13 protein-coding genes are annotated in these 14,860 nt (G+C 33.8%); 9 read left to right on the top strand and 4 right to left on the bottom strand.

What is annotated here, in order from left to right; all coding sequences use genetic code 11:
• Positions 1 to 263: 263 nt before the first annotated feature.
• Complete coding sequence (locus AC3E9W_RS01020; RefSeq protein WP_488766326.1) at positions 264 to 1,406, bottom strand: cystathionine gamma-synthase; 1,143 nt, start codon at positions 1,404 to 1,406, stop codon at positions 264 to 266.
• A 167-nt stretch (positions 1,407 to 1,573) separates the two neighbouring features.
• Here AC3E9W_RS01020 and AC3E9W_RS01025 point away from each other — a divergent pair, with 167 nt between their 5' ends.
• Together AC3E9W_RS01025 and AC3E9W_RS01030 are read left to right on the top strand one after the other, a co-directional pair.
• Positions 1,574 to 2,317 carry a DUF3298 and DUF4163 domain-containing protein gene (locus AC3E9W_RS01025; protein ID WP_488766328.1) on the top strand — a complete coding sequence of 248 codons (744 nt, stop codon included), beginning with the start codon at positions 1,574 to 1,576 and terminating at the stop codon, positions 2,315 to 2,317.
• Positions 2,318 to 2,353: 36 nt separating this feature from the next.
• Positions 2,354 to 2,662, top strand: a complete 309-nt coding sequence (locus tag AC3E9W_RS01030) for a hypothetical protein (protein WP_488766330.1) — start codon at positions 2,354 to 2,356, stop codon at positions 2,660 to 2,662.
• Positions 2,663 to 2,730: 68 nt separating this feature from the next.
• On the opposite strand, the gene AC3E9W_RS01035 is transcribed toward AC3E9W_RS01030, so the two are convergent.
• From AC3E9W_RS01035 to AC3E9W_RS01045, 3 genes are all read right to left on the bottom strand, one after another.
• On the bottom strand, positions 2,731 to 3,876 hold the full coding sequence (locus AC3E9W_RS01035) for an ATP-binding protein (protein ID WP_306153520.1): 1,146 nt from the start codon (positions 3,874 to 3,876) through the stop codon (positions 2,731 to 2,733).
• 226 nt (positions 3,877 to 4,102) lie between these two features.
• Positions 4,103 to 4,858 carry an SDR family NAD(P)-dependent oxidoreductase gene (locus tag AC3E9W_RS01040; RefSeq protein WP_488766332.1) on the bottom strand — a complete coding sequence of 252 codons (756 nt, stop codon included), beginning with the start codon at positions 4,856 to 4,858 and terminating at the stop codon, positions 4,103 to 4,105.
• Positions 4,859 to 5,168: 310 nt separating this feature from the next.
• A complete protein-coding gene (locus tag AC3E9W_RS01045; protein WP_488766334.1) occupies positions 5,169 to 6,044 on the bottom strand; it encodes an aldo/keto reductase in 876 nt (291 codons plus the stop codon).
• 212 nt (positions 6,045 to 6,256) lie between these two features.
• Here AC3E9W_RS01045 and AC3E9W_RS01050 point away from each other — a divergent pair, with 212 nt between their 5' ends.
• The 7 genes from AC3E9W_RS01050 to AC3E9W_RS01080 all read left to right on the top strand — a co-directional run bounded on the left by AC3E9W_RS01050 (position 6,257) and on the right by AC3E9W_RS01080 (position 14,813).
• Complete coding sequence (locus AC3E9W_RS01050) at positions 6,257 to 7,261, top strand: AAA family ATPase (RefSeq protein ID WP_142451507.1); 1,005 nt, start codon at positions 6,257 to 6,259, stop codon at positions 7,259 to 7,261.
• Positions 7,262 to 7,384: 123 nt separating this feature from the next.
• Positions 7,385 to 8,248, top strand: a complete 864-nt coding sequence (locus AC3E9W_RS01055) for a DUF58 domain-containing protein (protein WP_306153529.1) — start codon at positions 7,385 to 7,387, stop codon at positions 8,246 to 8,248.
• Positions 8,249 to 8,402: 154 nt separating this feature from the next.
• Positions 8,403 to 10,037: a phenylalanine--tRNA ligase subunit alpha gene (locus AC3E9W_RS01060; protein ID WP_306153531.1), complete on the top strand. Its 1,635-nt coding sequence runs from the start codon at positions 8,403 to 8,405 to the stop codon at positions 10,035 to 10,037.
• The gene (locus tag AC3E9W_RS01065; RefSeq protein WP_488766336.1) at positions 10,037 to 11,038 is read left to right on the top strand and encodes a vWA domain-containing protein; all 1,002 of its coding nucleotides are present in this window, start codon (positions 10,037 to 10,039) and stop codon (positions 11,036 to 11,038) included. Before AC3E9W_RS01060 ends, AC3E9W_RS01065 begins: the two co-directional genes overlap by 1 nt.
• 88 nt (positions 11,039 to 11,126) lie before the next feature.
• The gene (locus AC3E9W_RS01070) at positions 11,127 to 12,161 is read left to right on the top strand and encodes a vWA domain-containing protein (RefSeq protein ID WP_306153535.1); all 1,035 of its coding nucleotides are present in this window, start codon (positions 11,127 to 11,129) and stop codon (positions 12,159 to 12,161) included.
• 39 nt (positions 12,162 to 12,200) lie between these two features.
• Entirely contained in the window at positions 12,201 to 12,962 is a 762-nt protein-coding gene (locus AC3E9W_RS01075) for a tetratricopeptide repeat protein (RefSeq protein ID WP_488766338.1), read from the top strand.
• A 99-nt stretch (positions 12,963 to 13,061) separates the two neighbouring features.
• On the top strand, positions 13,062 to 14,813 hold the full coding sequence (locus AC3E9W_RS01080) for a BatD family protein (RefSeq protein WP_488766340.1): 1,752 nt from the start codon (positions 13,062 to 13,064) through the stop codon (positions 14,811 to 14,813).
• The last annotated feature ends 47 nt before the right edge of the window (positions 14,814 to 14,860 follow it).

Here is a 14,860-nt window from a genome sequence, read left to right on the forward strand (position 1 = left end):
AAAAAATCCCCAATTCCAAGATTAAATTGGAATTTGGGATTTTTGTTTGAAATCAAATTGACAAAATAGAATCCGAAGGATTCAAATATTTATAGCAATCTGTTTCTCAAAGATGGGTGCGACCCCGATGGGGTCGTATCAACGTAACGAATATTAATTTCTATAAACATTTGAACCTTTCAGGTTCCTGCTCTCAAATAACAAATCCCAAACTCCAATTTTACTTTTGGAATTTGGGACTTTTTTTATTGGAATTTCTTTCGTTAAGAAAGCGCTTGTTCTAAATCTGCAATTAAATCTTCTGCATCTTCAATACCAACACTTAATCGAACCAAATCGTCGGTAATACCAACTTCAGCTCTTTTATCTGCAGGAATTGATGCATGCGTCATTAAAGCCGGATGATTGGCTAATGATTCTACTCCTCCAAGAGATTCAGCCAATGTAAACACTTTCAGCTTTTCTAAAAATGCGATAGAATCTTCTTTTTTTCCAGATTTAAAATCAAAAGAAACCATTCCGCCAAAAGCTTTCATTTGTTTTTTGGCGATTTCATGAAATGGATGGTTTTTTAAACCTGGGTAGTAAACCGTTTTTATCTTTGGATGATTGCTTAAATATTCAACCACTTTTTCTCCATTTTCACAATGTCTCTGAACTCTTAATGCTAAAGTCTTGATTCCTCTTAAAACCAAAAAACTATCCATTGGACCAAGAGTTGCGCCTGTTGCAAATTGCTGAAAGTGCAATTGTTCTCCAAGTGCTTCGTCTTTTACGATAAGTGCTCCAGCAATAACGTCTGAATGCCCGCCAAGATATTTTGTTGCCGAATGCATTACGATATCAGCTCCTAAATCTAATGGTTTCTGCAAATAAGGTGTTGCAAAAGTATTATCAACAGCAAGAAGTATTTTTTTCTCTTGAGTAATTTTTGCTATTTCCTGAATGTCGGCCAATTTCATTAACGGATTTGTTGGCGTTTCTACCCAGATTAACTTCGTGTTTTCGTTGATTAGGCTTTTCAATTTTTCGATATTCGTCATATCAACAAAATGAAATATGATTCCCGAATCTTTATAAACACGAGAAAACATTCTATACGTTCCGCCATACAAATCATCCATAGCAATGATTTCGTCTCCTGCTTTGAAAGATCTCAAAACGCAGTCTGTAGCCGCAAGACCAGATGAAAATGCTAGTCCGCGAGTTCCGTTTTCAATACTTGCCAAAGCGTCTTCCAACGCTGTACGAGTCGGGTTCGAAGCCCTACTGTATTCATAATCTGCCAAGGGTTTTCCTGGACTTGTTTGTACAAATGTCGACGTTTGATACACTGGTGGCATAACTGCCCCAGTAGACGGATCATGATGCTGTCCTCCGTGTATAACTTTGGTATTGAATTTCATATAAATAAAATTTATTTTAAATATTTGTTCTCAACAAATTTGTTGATATTCGCGATTTTTTTGATTTATGTTTTAAAAATCGTAATTTTAGAATACAAATTTACCTTTTAATTTAATTTGTTCCAGCTCCTCTTCTTTTTCTTTTTATATAATTAACATTTCGTGACATGAAACAATATCCATTTTATATCTTTTTACTGCTTTTAATTTCGGGTTGCAATAAAGAACTTTCATTTGAAAAAGAGACATTTGAAGAAAAATCAAATCTTCCATGCGAGAAAGACTGCCCAGTAATTACAATGGAAATTCCAATCGCAAAAACTCAGAAAATAATAGCAGACAGCATTAATAAAAAGGTTTTTAATGTAATTAAAGAGATTGTCTTTTTTGGTGAAGATTCGGCAAAGGTTAACGATTATAAGTCATTGTCAAAATCTTTTATTACTTCTTACGAAGAAATGCACCAAAAATTTCCTGAAGACACCTTTGGCTGGGAAGCTAAAATAATAGGAAATGTTGAATTTCAATCTGAACATATTTTAAATCTAAAAATAGATCATTATACTTTTACAGGCGGTGCTCACGGATATCAAGGTTATCGCTCTTTATTATTTGATCGAAAAACTGGAAAAACGATTTTCAATAAGCAGTTATTTAAAAATGAAAACGAATTTAAGGCTTTCGCCGAAAAGACATTCAGAGCCAAATACAAAATACCTGAAAAAGCGAATATCAATGCAACAGGTTTAATGTTTGAAAATGATAAATTTCAACTGCCTCAAAACATCTTCTATACTTCTGATGGTTTACTTTTATTTTACAATTCGTATGAAGCCGCATCCTACGCAGACGGTCCAAAAGAGCTTTTATTTTCGTATGAAGAAGTAAATAAATATTTGAATTTTCAATAATAAAAGAAGAACGTTTTTTTTTTAAATTTTTATTAAATGAAAGACAATAAATTAAATCACATTTTAGATCTAATTGAAGAAATATATAAGGTTGATAAAATGATTCTTATGCATCTGGATCCTGATTCAACATTGATGCTTGATCAGTATAAAAATCAAAAATTAAAACTAAGTAATTATTTGGTTCAAGAACTTCTGACAAATAGCGATAATAGACCTGAAGTGATGTATATTATAAAACTGTTCATTGAAAAATTTTACATAAAAGAAATGAATCACCTGCAATTTGAAGAAAATGACAGTTTGAAAAAAATTCAAAATGTTTTCATTGAAAATTACAGCTAAGACACACAACAGTCCGTCTCTACAAAAACCTCAGAACCTTAGTAGCTTAGAATCTCAGCACCTTTCCCTCACTGTACATCATATTTCATTTTACGCAATACCCTTAAAGCCTCTTTAAAAGAAGAATACACATTTTTATAAGGTTTCAAATATAATTTTGCATCAATTAATTTCTGTCTCGCATCTTCAAAACCATTTAAATAACAGATCATAAAAGTAGAAGGCAGATTTTCTAAATCTTTCATTTCTCTATCTGATAAAGCGATTTCCTTTTGAAGTTTCCCTAGCAAAGCCATATTCGAATTATAAATATGATATAACATTTTTCGGTTAAATTCTGGAGGCTGAAAAAGCATCTGACGATCAATTTTATAATAACCGTTGTCAAAAAAATGAATAGTTTGTTCTTCTAACGGATAGTAGCTTGTTTTGTCATTTAATCCTAAAGGAACATATTCGGTAATGGTAAAACTATCTTCATTATAGAAAATCGTTACCACATCTTGAGCAGAATAAAAAAGTTTGATCTGTTCGTTAATCAATTCGATATCAACGCGCGAAAGATAAGTTTTATCACGAAGTTTTTTAGGAACTCCAGCCCAACAAATCACAAATAATTCTTTGAAAACACGATATTTCGGAGACATATCTTTATGCCTGAAATTCATAAAATCGATAACGCCATCAAGAGTATATTGAATACTGTTTCTAGAGCTATTTTCAATTCCAATTACCGTTTCTGTATTCTGATTGTTTTTTTCAACTTCCTCATATTCTTCTAGCGGAATCGAATTACTGCCACGCCTCACAAAAATACTATTGGCCAAAATGGTATGAATTCCTTTTTTAAAATAAGAAATTTTGCTTTTGGGTTTAATTGTAACCAAACCAATTACTTTATCTTTTGGAAGATTAGGAAAAGGGACATTTTCGTATTGAATTTTTGGTGGATTTTCCAGAAAAGCATTTACAAGATTTTGGATTCGGCTATCATCAAAGAAATCATCGCCAACAATTTCATTATCCTGATCTTCTACTCCAACTACGATATAAGAATTATTATTGGGGTTAGAATTGGATAATGCGCAAATGTGTTTTAAGAACTTGCCTTTTCCTTCTCTCGAATGAAGATTCAACTGCCTTTTTTTATCATAAAAACTGCTTTCGTCATTATGAGCGAGTAGATTTTTAATTAAAAGGCGTTTATTGATCATTCTCTCTTTTTTTGTTTGCCACTAATTACACTAATTCCACAAATTTTATTTTTTAAAACACATAGAATCATAGATTGTTGAAATCTATAAAAAGGCGTTTCACTTATCACAACAAACATAGCTATGTGAATTCATGCTAAATGAAATGCCTTTCAACACAAAGAAAATCTATGTTTCTATGTGTTTAAAAAACTTTGCGCCTTTGCGTCTTTGCGCGAAACATCAACTAGACATTCTTCTTGACAATCGTCGAAGAAGCCTGCGCGGTACTCATTACAACCAAATCGGCAATATTTACATGATACGGTCTCGAAACCACAAAATGAATGATATCGGCAATATCTTCTGCTACTAACGGAGTGAATCCTTTATACACATTTGCGGCTCTATCGGCATCGCCTTTAAAACGCACTTCGCTAAACTCGGTTGCTACCATTCCAGGATGAATACCACCGACTTTAATTCCAAACGGATTCAAATCGATTCGCATTCCGGCCGTAATCGCATCAACCGCATGTTTAGAACCGCAATACACATTTCCGTTTGGATAAACTTCTTTTGCAGCAGTCGAACCGATATTAATAATATGACCCGATTGTCTTTCGACCATTTGCGGAATTATCGCTTTTGAAACATACAAAAGCCCTTTCACATTAATATCAATCATCGCATCCCAATCGTCCAAATCTCCATTTTGAATCGGATCTAAACCGTGGGCATTCCCTGCATTATTAATCAATATATCTATAACGGAAAAATCTGTTGGTAAAGTACTTATTTTTTTCAGAACTTCTTCTTTATCACGAACATCAAATTGTAAAGAATGAACTTCTGTAAAAGCGGATAGTTCTTTTTGCAGTTCTTCTAAACGGTCTTGACGTCTTCCGCAAAGCACTACTTTATAATTATTTTTGGCTAGAATCTGTGCTGTTGCTTTCCCGATTCCGCTGGTTGCTCCAGTAATTAAAGCTGTTTTTTTCATTGTTTAATTATTTTTTTAACACATAGAGACATAGTTTTCTTTGTGTGCAAAAGGCATTTCATTTTGCATTAATTCACATAGCTATGTGTAAGTGAAACGCTAAAGCCTCCTTTAAGAAACTCAAAAAATCTATGTTTCTATGTGTTTGTATTTTTTGCCACAGATTAAAGGATTAAAATGATTTATAATCTGTGCTAATTCTTTATCCCGATAGCTATCGGGAGTGGCAAATATTTTTTTCGCTTAAAGCGAATAATAAAATCTAGTTTAAACTGATCACTAAAAACCTGATCACTGAACACTTAAAAAATTAAGGCACATCGTCGCCCATACTTTCTGTCCAGATGGCAAACCAGTCTTGAGTATCCATATCCAATTCTACAGCTTTCATTAAAGATTGGATTCTAGCAATATTAACAGTTCCCGCAATCGGAATTATTTTTGCTGGATGTTTTAAAATCCAAGCCAATAATAAGGTATCTGAACCTAAATGATATTTTTCTACTAATTCAGAAAACAGCTTTTTCAAACGGCGTGTTTTTTTAGTATCTTCTCTAAAAACAGTCCCAAGCGGATTCCAAGACAACGGACGAATGCCGTGTGTTTGCATATAATCCAAACTCCCATCTGTCATCGCTTCGTAATGAGTTGCAGAAAATTGCACTTGATTATAGCTCACTTCTGTTTTACTGCGAATTAAATCAGTTTGTGAACTTGTAAAGTTTGAAAGACCAAAATCAATAATTTTTCCTTCTCCCTTTAATTTTTCAACTGCTTCCGCAATTTCATCAGCCTGCATTAACGGACTTGGTCTATGTAAAAGAAAAACATCTACATAATCTGTTTTTAAATTTTTCAAAGATTTTTCTACAGACTTAATAATATAGTCTTTAGAATAATCGTAATGTTTAACTTTGTTTTCAGGACGCTTGTCAGCAATCATCTGAATACCGCACTTGGTAATTAATTGTAATTTTTCACGATCAATTTTACTAGCGTGAAAGGCTTTTCCAAAATCGGCTTCGGTCGTATACGAACCGTAAATATCCGCGTGATCAAAAGTCGTAATTTTGTTTTCGATACTTACTTGTATCATATTTTCCATTTCTTTGGTTGTAAGGTTTTTATCCCAAACTCCCCAATTCATAGTGCCCGAAATTATAGGCGATAAGACTGTTTTGCTCATAATAGTTATGCGTTATTTTTGGTAATAAATATGCTTTGTAAAAACATATTCATCAAAGTTCTTAAAAATATAAAAATAGATTCACAATTAGTCCTTAAAATTAGGTCATTGGTCGAAGTTTTAACCATTCTTTAACATCTTACTTCTCAAAAAATATTCAATTTGCACTCTCAAAAATTAGGCGTAAAAATCAAGGTTTTAAAAATATTTATATGGAAGAAAATACAACGACTTTAGACATTAGAGCGATAAATGAAAAAATTGAAAGAGAAAGTGCTTTTATAGACCTTCTTACAATGGAAATGAACAAAGTTATTGTGGGTCAGAAACATATGGTCGAGCGTCTATTGATCGGATTACTTGGACAAGGGCATATTTTATTGGAAGGAGTTCCTGGTTTGGCAAAAACTTTAGCCATCAACACGCTTTCTCAAGCGGTTCAAGGATCTTTCAGCCGTATCCAGTTTACACCAGATTTATTACCTGCCGATGTTATCGGAACCATGATTTACAACATTAAAGCAAACGAGTTCTCTATTAAAAAAGGACCAATTTTCGCCAATTTCGTACTTGCCGATGAGATTAACCGTGCCCCAGCAAAAGTTCAGTCTGCACTTTTGGAGGCCATGCAGGAGAAACAAGTTACAATTGGAGACACTACTTTCAAGTTAGATCGTCCGTTTTTAGTATTAGCAACTCAAAACCCAGTGGAGCAAGAAGGAACCTACCAATTGCCAGAAGCGCAGGTTGACCGTTTTATGCTAAAAACTGTAATTGATTATCCAAAAATTGACGAAGAGCGTTTTGTAATTCGCCAAAACTTAAAAGGATCTTACGAAAAAGTAAATCCTGTAGTTTCTGTAGATCAGATTTTACGTGCGCAAGAAGCGGTGCGTGAAGTTTATATGGATGAAAAAATCGAGAAATATATTCTTGATATTATTTTCGCTACACGTTATCCAGAAAAATACAAATTAGCCGATTTAAAACCGCTTATCAGCTTTGGAGCTTCTCCTCGTGGAAGTATCAATTTGGCTAATGCTGCAAAATGCTACGCTTTTATCAAACGTCGCGGTTATGTAATTCCAGAAGACGTTCGTGCGGTTGTTCACGATGTGTTACGTCACAGAGTTGGAATCACATACGAAGCAGAAGCAGAAAACATTACTTCTGTAGACATTATCAACAAAATCGTTAACGAGATTGAGGTACCTTAATAAATTTTAGATTTTTTTGATTGTAGATTTTAGATTAATCTGCAGTCTAAAAAGAATTTAAAAAAGAATTTTTTAAATTCTTGGAATCTAAAATCTAAAATCTAAAATCTGCAATCCGAAAAAATGGATACAAAAGAGCTTTTAAAAAAAGTACGGAAAATAGAAATCAAAACGAAGAGACTGAGTAATCATATCTTTTCTGGAGAATACCACTCTTCATTTAAAGGACGAGGAATGACGTTTAGCGAGGTGCGTCAATACCAATACGGAGATGATATTCGTAACATCGATTGGAATGTGACCGCACGCTATAACGAAGCTCACGTTAAAGTATTTGAAGAAGAACGCGAATTAACCATGGTTTTAATGGTCGATATTTCGGGTTCGGAATCCTTTGGTTCTAAAAATCAATTCAAGAAAGACATCGTAACCGAAATTGCGGCAACGATGGCTTTTTCGGCTACACAGAATAATGACAAAATTGGTTTGATCTTATTTTCTGATACTATAGAATTATATATTCCGCCAAAAAAAGGACGTTCGCACGTACTGCGTATTATTCGTGAATTGATCGAATTTGAACCAAAAAGCCACAAAACCGATATCGCACAAGCTTTAAAGTTTCTGTCTGGAACTCAAAAAAAGAAAGCCATCATTTTCATGATTTCCGATTTTATGTCTGATGCTTATGAGCATACTTTAAAAATTGCTTCTAAAAAACATGACATTACAGGCGTTCGTGTCTATGACATTCGCGAAGAAAAAATTCCAAATTTAGGAATGGTGCACATGCTGGATGCCGAAACAGGTCAAATACAGTTGGTAGATACAAGTTCGAAAACTGTTCGCCTGAATTACGAAAAACATTATCAGGAAAAACTGAATTACTTTAAAGATACTTTTCGTAAATCGGGCGCTGGAATTGTCAACACCAGAGTTGACGAAAATTACGTAACGAAATTATTAGGCTATTTCAAATCAAGATAAATATATTTTAGATTGTGGATTTTACATTTTAGATTTGAAAATCGAAAAAAAGTAATTTCTGCTTCTATCAAAAAACAAAAAAACGTTTAAATCTGTAGATGCAAATTTATTTTTTAAACATCATTTTAGACCAAAATCTGAAAGCTCAAAACAAATGAAATTTAGACTTTATATATTTTTATTGCTTTTTTCTACTATGATTTTTGCCCAGCAAAAACAGGTAGAAACGAGTATTGATACCACCAAAAATAAGATTGGTGCTGAGTTCAAGCTGACGCTAAAAACGGTTGTAAGCTCTAAATCTAAAGTTGAATTTCCAAAACTTAAAAATATTGGTCCATTGGAAGTCATTCAATCTTATCCTATTGATACAGTTAAGAAAGATGACACTTACGAGCTGGTAAAAAAATATGGTTTAACGCAATTTGATTCTGGCCGTTACACCATTCCAAGCATCAAAATTTTAATTGATAAAAAACCATTCTTTTCTGATTCTATCAAAGTTGAAGTAGCGCCTGTAAAAGTGGATACTTTACAGCAGAAAATGTACGACATCAAAGATATTACTTCCGCTGATGAAGGAATGGGAACTTGGTGGATTTACGCTTTAATTGTTTTAGCCATTCTAGGAATTGGTGCTTTCGTTTATTGGTACGTTAAAAAACGCCAGCTGAAAAAAATTGAAGAAGAGGTTTATAAAACGCCAATTGAAAAAGCGACTAGTTTATTAAACAATCTAGAGCAGAAAGAACTGGTTCAAAAAGGCGAAATCAAAGAATACTATAGTGAACTGACAGATATTGCCAGAAATTATATTGAAGAGGCCATTCATATTCCAGCAATGGAAAGTACTACTTCTGAATTAATTACGGCAATTAGAGAAGCTTCTACCAAAAAGAAAATGACGCTAACTCCAGAGACTGTAGAGAATCTAGAGCGCGTTTTACGTCAGGCCGATTTGGTAAAATTTGCGAAATCTAAACCGCTTGATTTTGAAATTACGGATGATAGAAATAAAATTCAGAAAGTAATTTTAACGCTTGATAACGCCATTCCGACTGAAGTTCCAGAAGAAATTGAAGATCAGTTATTAAACGAAGCGCAAAGACAAAAACAAATTAAGGAACAACTTCGCAAAAAACGTAATGCTAGAATTGGCTACGCTGTTGCAGCTACCATACTTTTATTATTTGCTACAACGACTTTCTTTGTTGTTACCAAAGGATTCAATTATGTAAAAGATAATATAATTGGACATCCTTCGAAAGAATTATTAGAAGGTGAATGGGTAAAAAGCGCTTACGGAAGTCCTGCAGTTCTTATTGAAACTCCAAAGGTTTTAAAAAGAATGGACGCGCAAAAAACACTTCCAAAAGAAGCAATGGCACTTATTAAAGAAATGCAACTTTTCGCATACGGAAGCATGATTGACAATTTTTATGTAACCGTTTCAACATCTAAATTTAAACAGCCAACCGAGATTGATTTAAATAAAACCTTAGAAGGCACTATTAAAATTATTGAGGCTCAAGGCGGACAAAATATTATCGTAAAACAAGAAGATTTTCAAACTAATGAAGGCATTCAGGGTGTAAAAGGTTACGGAACAATGACTGTTCTGAATCCTGCAACTAAAACGAGTACAAAGGCATATTATGAGTTATTGCTTTTCAAACAAGATCAAGGTTTACAGCAAATCCTGATTTTACACGAAGAAGGCGATACGTATGCAAATGAAATCACGACCCGAATATTAAATTCTGTTGAACTTCAAAGAGCAAGCAACTAATGAATAAGATCACTTTTTTAAATCCAGAGTTTCTTTGGTTGTTTCTATTAATTCCGATTGCAATAATCTGGTTTTTCTGGAAACGCAACCAGCAGTCGGCTACCTTAAAAATGAGTTCGACAGCGGGTTTCAAAAACAGCGAATCTTTTTGGACAAAATTCAAACCTTGCCTATATGTATTTAGAGTTTTGGCATTAAGTTCATTAATTATTGCATTAGCTCGACCAAGAACAGTAGACATTAGCAATCAGACCAAAACCACAAAAGGAATTGATATTGTAATGGCAATTGACGTTTCTGGATCTATGCTCGCAAAAGATTTGAAACCGAATCGTATGGAAGCTTTAAAAAGAGTTGCCGCCGATTTCGTTGAAGAAAGACCAAATGACCGTATCGGATTGGTTTTATACGCTTCTGAAGCCTATACCAAAACTCCTGTTACTAGTGATAAAGCGATAATTCTTGAAGCAATAAAAGAAATTAAATACGATAATGTGCTCCAAGACGGAACCGGAATTGGAATGGGATTGGCAACTGCCGTAAATCGTTTGAAAGACAGCAAAGCAAAAAGCCGAGTTATTATTCTTTTGACCGATGGTGTAAATAACGCTGGTTTTATCGAACCAGAAACTGCCGCAGACATCGCAAAACAATACGGAATAAAAGTTTATACGATTGGTTTAGGAACAAATGGTATGGCTTCATCACCATACGCTTACGGACCAAACGGAGGATTTTTATTCAAAATGCAAAAAGTGGAAATCGATGAGCGATTAATGAAAAGTATTGCGCGCAAAACCGACGGAACTTATTTTAGAGCAACAAGCAATGATAGATTAGCCGAAATATATAATGCAATTAACAAACTGGAAACAACAGAAATTCAGGAATTGAAATTCTATGATTATGACGAAAAATACAGAGGTTTTGTTTTATTTGCTGGCTTGTTATTATTACTAGAAGTTGGATTAAGAAACACAGTTTATAGAAGCTTCATTTAATTTTGAAAAAATTAAAAAATTCCAACAATAAAACTCCAAATAACAAATTGGAATTTGGAATTTTTAAAATTGGAATTTAAAAACATTTATGGAATTAGACGAAAAAAAATATTTATATCTCTTATTACTGATCCCAATTGTGGTCTGTATTTTCCTTTTCAATATGTATTGGAAAAGAAGAACACAGCGCGAATTTGGTGATCTTGAAATGGTGAAAAGATTGAGTCCAGAGAAATCGGTTTTTAAACCCGTTTTAAAAATTGTAGTGATCCTTCTAGCCCTTACCTGTTTGATTATCGGTTTGGTAAATCCGAAGATTGGAACCAAAATGGAAACGGTAAAACGAGAAGGTATTGATATTGTTTTTGCAGTCGATGTTTCTAAAAGTATGCTTGCAGAAGACGTTGCTCCAAGCCGTTTGGCAAAGAGTAAACAATTGGTTTCTCAGATTATCAATAATCTTGGAAGCGACCGAATTGGAATCGTGGCGTATGCCGGAAGTGCTTTTCCAGTTTTGCCTATAACATCAGATTATGGTGTTGCAAAAATGTACTTGCAAAGTATGAATCCTGATATGGTTTCTTCTCAAGGAACTTCTCTTGATGAAGCAATTCGATTGTCGACAACTTATTTTGATGAAAAAAGCAAAACAAGCAAATTGCTTATTTTAATTTCTGATGGAGAAGATCATTCTGAAGGAGCTTCTACTGCTGCTGAAGAAGCCAACAAAATTGGAATGAAAATCATTACTATCGGAGTTGGAACAGAAAGAGGAGCAACAATTCCGTTAAAAGAAAATGGCGTTTTAAGAGGTTATCAGAAAGATCAAAATGGCGAAACGGTAACAACAAAACTGAATCAGGAAGGTTTAAAAACTATTGCTAAAGCTACAAAGGGCGGATACGTTTATGGCGGAAGCACTAAAGAAGTTTTAGACTACGTAAAAAATGCACTGAATAATATTCAGAAAACAGAATTTGAAGCTACACAAATGGCCGAATTTCAATCGCAATTTCAATGGTTTATCGGGTTTGCATTTTTATTGCTTTTCCTAGATATTTTCTTATTAGAAAGAAAAACAAGCTGGATCAAAGAATTGGATTTATTTAATGAAAAGAAATAAATGTTCAGAGTGAAATTCAGAACAGAAAACAAAATTAGAATGAAAAATTTTCTCCTTTATATTTTACTAACGGTTTCTTTTGCAGTTTCTGCTCAAGAGAAAGACAAAACATTGCCTGCAGCCAACGAAGAATATAAACAGAATAAATTTGTTGATGCAGAGGCAAACTATAGAATTTCGGAATCTAAATTTTCTAAACGTGCCGCTGCTCCATACAATTTAGGAAATAGTATTTACAGACAAAATCAGATTTCGGAAGCTAAATTTGCTTACGCGAAAGCAATAAAAAATGCCAAAACAAGACCTGAAAAGCATAAAGCCTATCATAATCTTGGAAACGTTTTCATGAAAGAGAAAGATTACACTCAAGCAGTTGAAGCTTACAAACAAGCGCTTCGCAACGACCCGACTGATGATGAAACGCGTTACAACTATGCGTATGCAAAACAAAAACTAAAAGAGAATCCTCCTAAAAACGATCAGAAAGACAAAAATAAGGACAAAGACAAGGATAAGGATAAAAATAAAGATAAAGACAAGGACAAAGACAAAAATAAAGATAAGGATAAAAAAGACGATAAAGGCGATCAGGATAAAGACAAAAAAGATGGTCAAAACGATCCTAAAAAAGACGACAAGTCTGATAATAAAGGAGAGCCAAAACCGCAGCCTGGAGGAATATCAAAAGAACGTGTTCAGAATTTGTTAGATGCTGTAAATAATGAAGAGAAGAAAATTCAGGACAAAGTAAACGCTCAAAAAGTAAAAGGTAATCCTAAGAAAACAGAAAAAGACTGGTAAAATAATTTAAATCGTTTAGTCGTTAATTGTTTATTAAAAGAAATATTCAAAAACGGCTAAACGATTAAACAGTTAAAATAAACAACGACTAAACAAGTAATGAAAAGATATTTAATTCTATTTCTACTCACTTTTCAAGGACTAATGGCTCAGGTGCAATTTGAAGCCAGAGTCAGCAAAAACACACTTGGAGTTAACGAAAGACTTCGCATCGATTTCATCATGAATGTCGACGGCGACAATTTCGAACAGCCTTCTTTTGAAGGATTCAGTATGGTTGCGGGGCCAAGCCAGCAAATCAGCCAGTCATGGGTAAATGGACGCAGTTCTTTTCAAAAAATATATTCTTATATTCTTCAGCCACAAAGAAAAGGAGCGATTACTATCAAACAAGCTGCTATAGAATACAATGGTCAAGTTTATAAAACTTCTCCAATAAAAGTTACAGTTACCAATGCAGTTGCACAGGAAAGAGATCCTAACGACAGGCCACAAGGCGGAAATGGCAATGAATTATTGCAGCTTGTTGCCGAAATATCAAAAACCAATCCGTATTTAAATGAGCCAATTACAGTTGTTTACAAATTGTATTTTAATAATATTGGAGTTACAGGTTTTAAAGAATTGGCAAAACCTAAATACAATGATTTCTGGAATCAGAACATTGAAATCAAACAATTAGCAATCGAGGAAGGAAGTTTCCAAGGTCAGAGATGTTATTATGTTATCCTGAAAAAGACAATCTTATATCCTCAAAAAGCAGGAAAACTTACCATTGAACCTCTTTCACTAGATATTGGGGTGCAGTTACCAACAAATCGTCGTGATATGTTTGGTCAAATGATTATTACAGAAGACAATAAAGTAGTTTCTGCCGGAGCCAAAACTATTAATGTAAGACCGCTTCCTGAAAGCAGTAAACCAGAAGGATTTACAGGCGGTGTCGGAAGATTGAATTTTACGGTTACTCCATCAAAAACAACACTTAAAAATGGTGAAGGGCTTGACTTAATCGTAAGTGCGCAGGGAACTGGAAACATGAAATTATTTACGCTTCCAAAACCAGTTGTTCCGAATGCATTAGAAATGTACGATCCTGTTCACGATGAACAAGTAACGACTTCACTAAGCGGTATGTCTGGAAGAATCACAGACAAATATACTATCGTACCACAATACAGAGGAAAATATGCGATAAAACCAATGCAATTCTCGTATTTTGATTTGAGCACTGGCACTTACAAAACCATCACTTCAAAAGAAATTATGATTGATGTTTTGGACGGACCAACACCTGCAGAAGCAAATACAGGAGCATCTGCTTCTAAAAATATCGCAGAAAAAGCGGATCAATTCAAAAACATAAAATCTAGAACAGCATTAATTCCTATTGCTAAAAATGATTTTTATGATTCTAAATTGTATTTAGGATTGCTGTTTGCGCCTTTTATCATTATTCCGATTATCATTTTAGCTAGAAAGAAAAAAGAAGCTATGGATAGTGATGTTACTGGAAATAGAATTAGAATGAACAATAAGCTGGCGAAGAAATATTTATCGCAAGCGAAGAAACATCTTAACAACAAAGAGCCTTTCTATATTGCACTTGAGAAAGCAATGCATAATTTCTTGAAAGCAAAACTGCATATTGAAACCTCAGAAATGAGCAAAGACAATATCAGAGAATTATTATTGTCTAGAAATGCAAATCCAGATACGGTTCAGAATTTTATTGCTTTGACTGAAAACTGTGAATTTGCACGTTATGCACCAGCATCGAGCGCTTCGATTCAGCAAGATTATGATAAAGCGGTTATGATTATTTCTGAATTAGAAAAACAGATTGTTTAATTTTTATAGCAATCCCGATAGCTATCGGGAGCAATAGAAAATTGATT

The organism is Flavobacterium sp. 38 (genome assembly GCF_057799715.1).

Bases quoted from the DNA above. Each gene is read 5' to 3' on its own strand.
- AC3E9W_RS01020 (WP_488766326.1), bottom strand. From the start codon at position 1,406: ATGAAATTCAATACCAAAGTTATACACGGAGGACAGCATCATGATCCG.
- AC3E9W_RS01025 (WP_488766328.1), top strand. From the start codon at position 1,574: ATGAAACAATATCCATTTTATATCTTTTTACTGCTTTTAATTTCGGGT.
- AC3E9W_RS01030 (WP_488766330.1), top strand. From the start codon at position 2,354: ATGAAAGACAATAAATTAAATCACATTTTAGATCTAATTGAAGAAATA.
- AC3E9W_RS01035 (WP_306153520.1), bottom strand. From the start codon at position 3,876: ATGATCAATAAACGCCTTTTAATTAAAAATCTACTCGCTCATAATGAC.
- AC3E9W_RS01040 (WP_488766332.1), bottom strand. From the start codon at position 4,858: ATGAAAAAAACAGCTTTAATTACTGGAGCAACCAGCGGAATCGGGAAA.
- AC3E9W_RS01045 (WP_488766334.1), bottom strand. From the start codon at position 6,044: ATGAGCAAAACAGTCTTATCGCCTATAATTTCGGGCACTATGAATTGG.
- AC3E9W_RS01050 (WP_142451507.1), top strand. From the start codon at position 6,257: ATGGAAGAAAATACAACGACTTTAGACATTAGAGCGATAAATGAAAAA.
- AC3E9W_RS01055 (WP_306153529.1), top strand. From the start codon at position 7,385: ATGGATACAAAAGAGCTTTTAAAAAAAGTACGGAAAATAGAAATCAAA.
- AC3E9W_RS01060 (WP_306153531.1), top strand. From the start codon at position 8,403: ATGAAATTTAGACTTTATATATTTTTATTGCTTTTTTCTACTATGATT.
- AC3E9W_RS01065 (WP_488766336.1), top strand. From the start codon at position 10,037: ATGAATAAGATCACTTTTTTAAATCCAGAGTTTCTTTGGTTGTTTCTA.
- AC3E9W_RS01070 (WP_306153535.1), top strand. From the start codon at position 11,127: ATGGAATTAGACGAAAAAAAATATTTATATCTCTTATTACTGATCCCA.
- AC3E9W_RS01075 (WP_488766338.1), top strand. From the start codon at position 12,201: ATGAAAAATTTTCTCCTTTATATTTTACTAACGGTTTCTTTTGCAGTT.
- AC3E9W_RS01080 (WP_488766340.1), top strand. From the start codon at position 13,062: ATGAAAAGATATTTAATTCTATTTCTACTCACTTTTCAAGGACTAATG.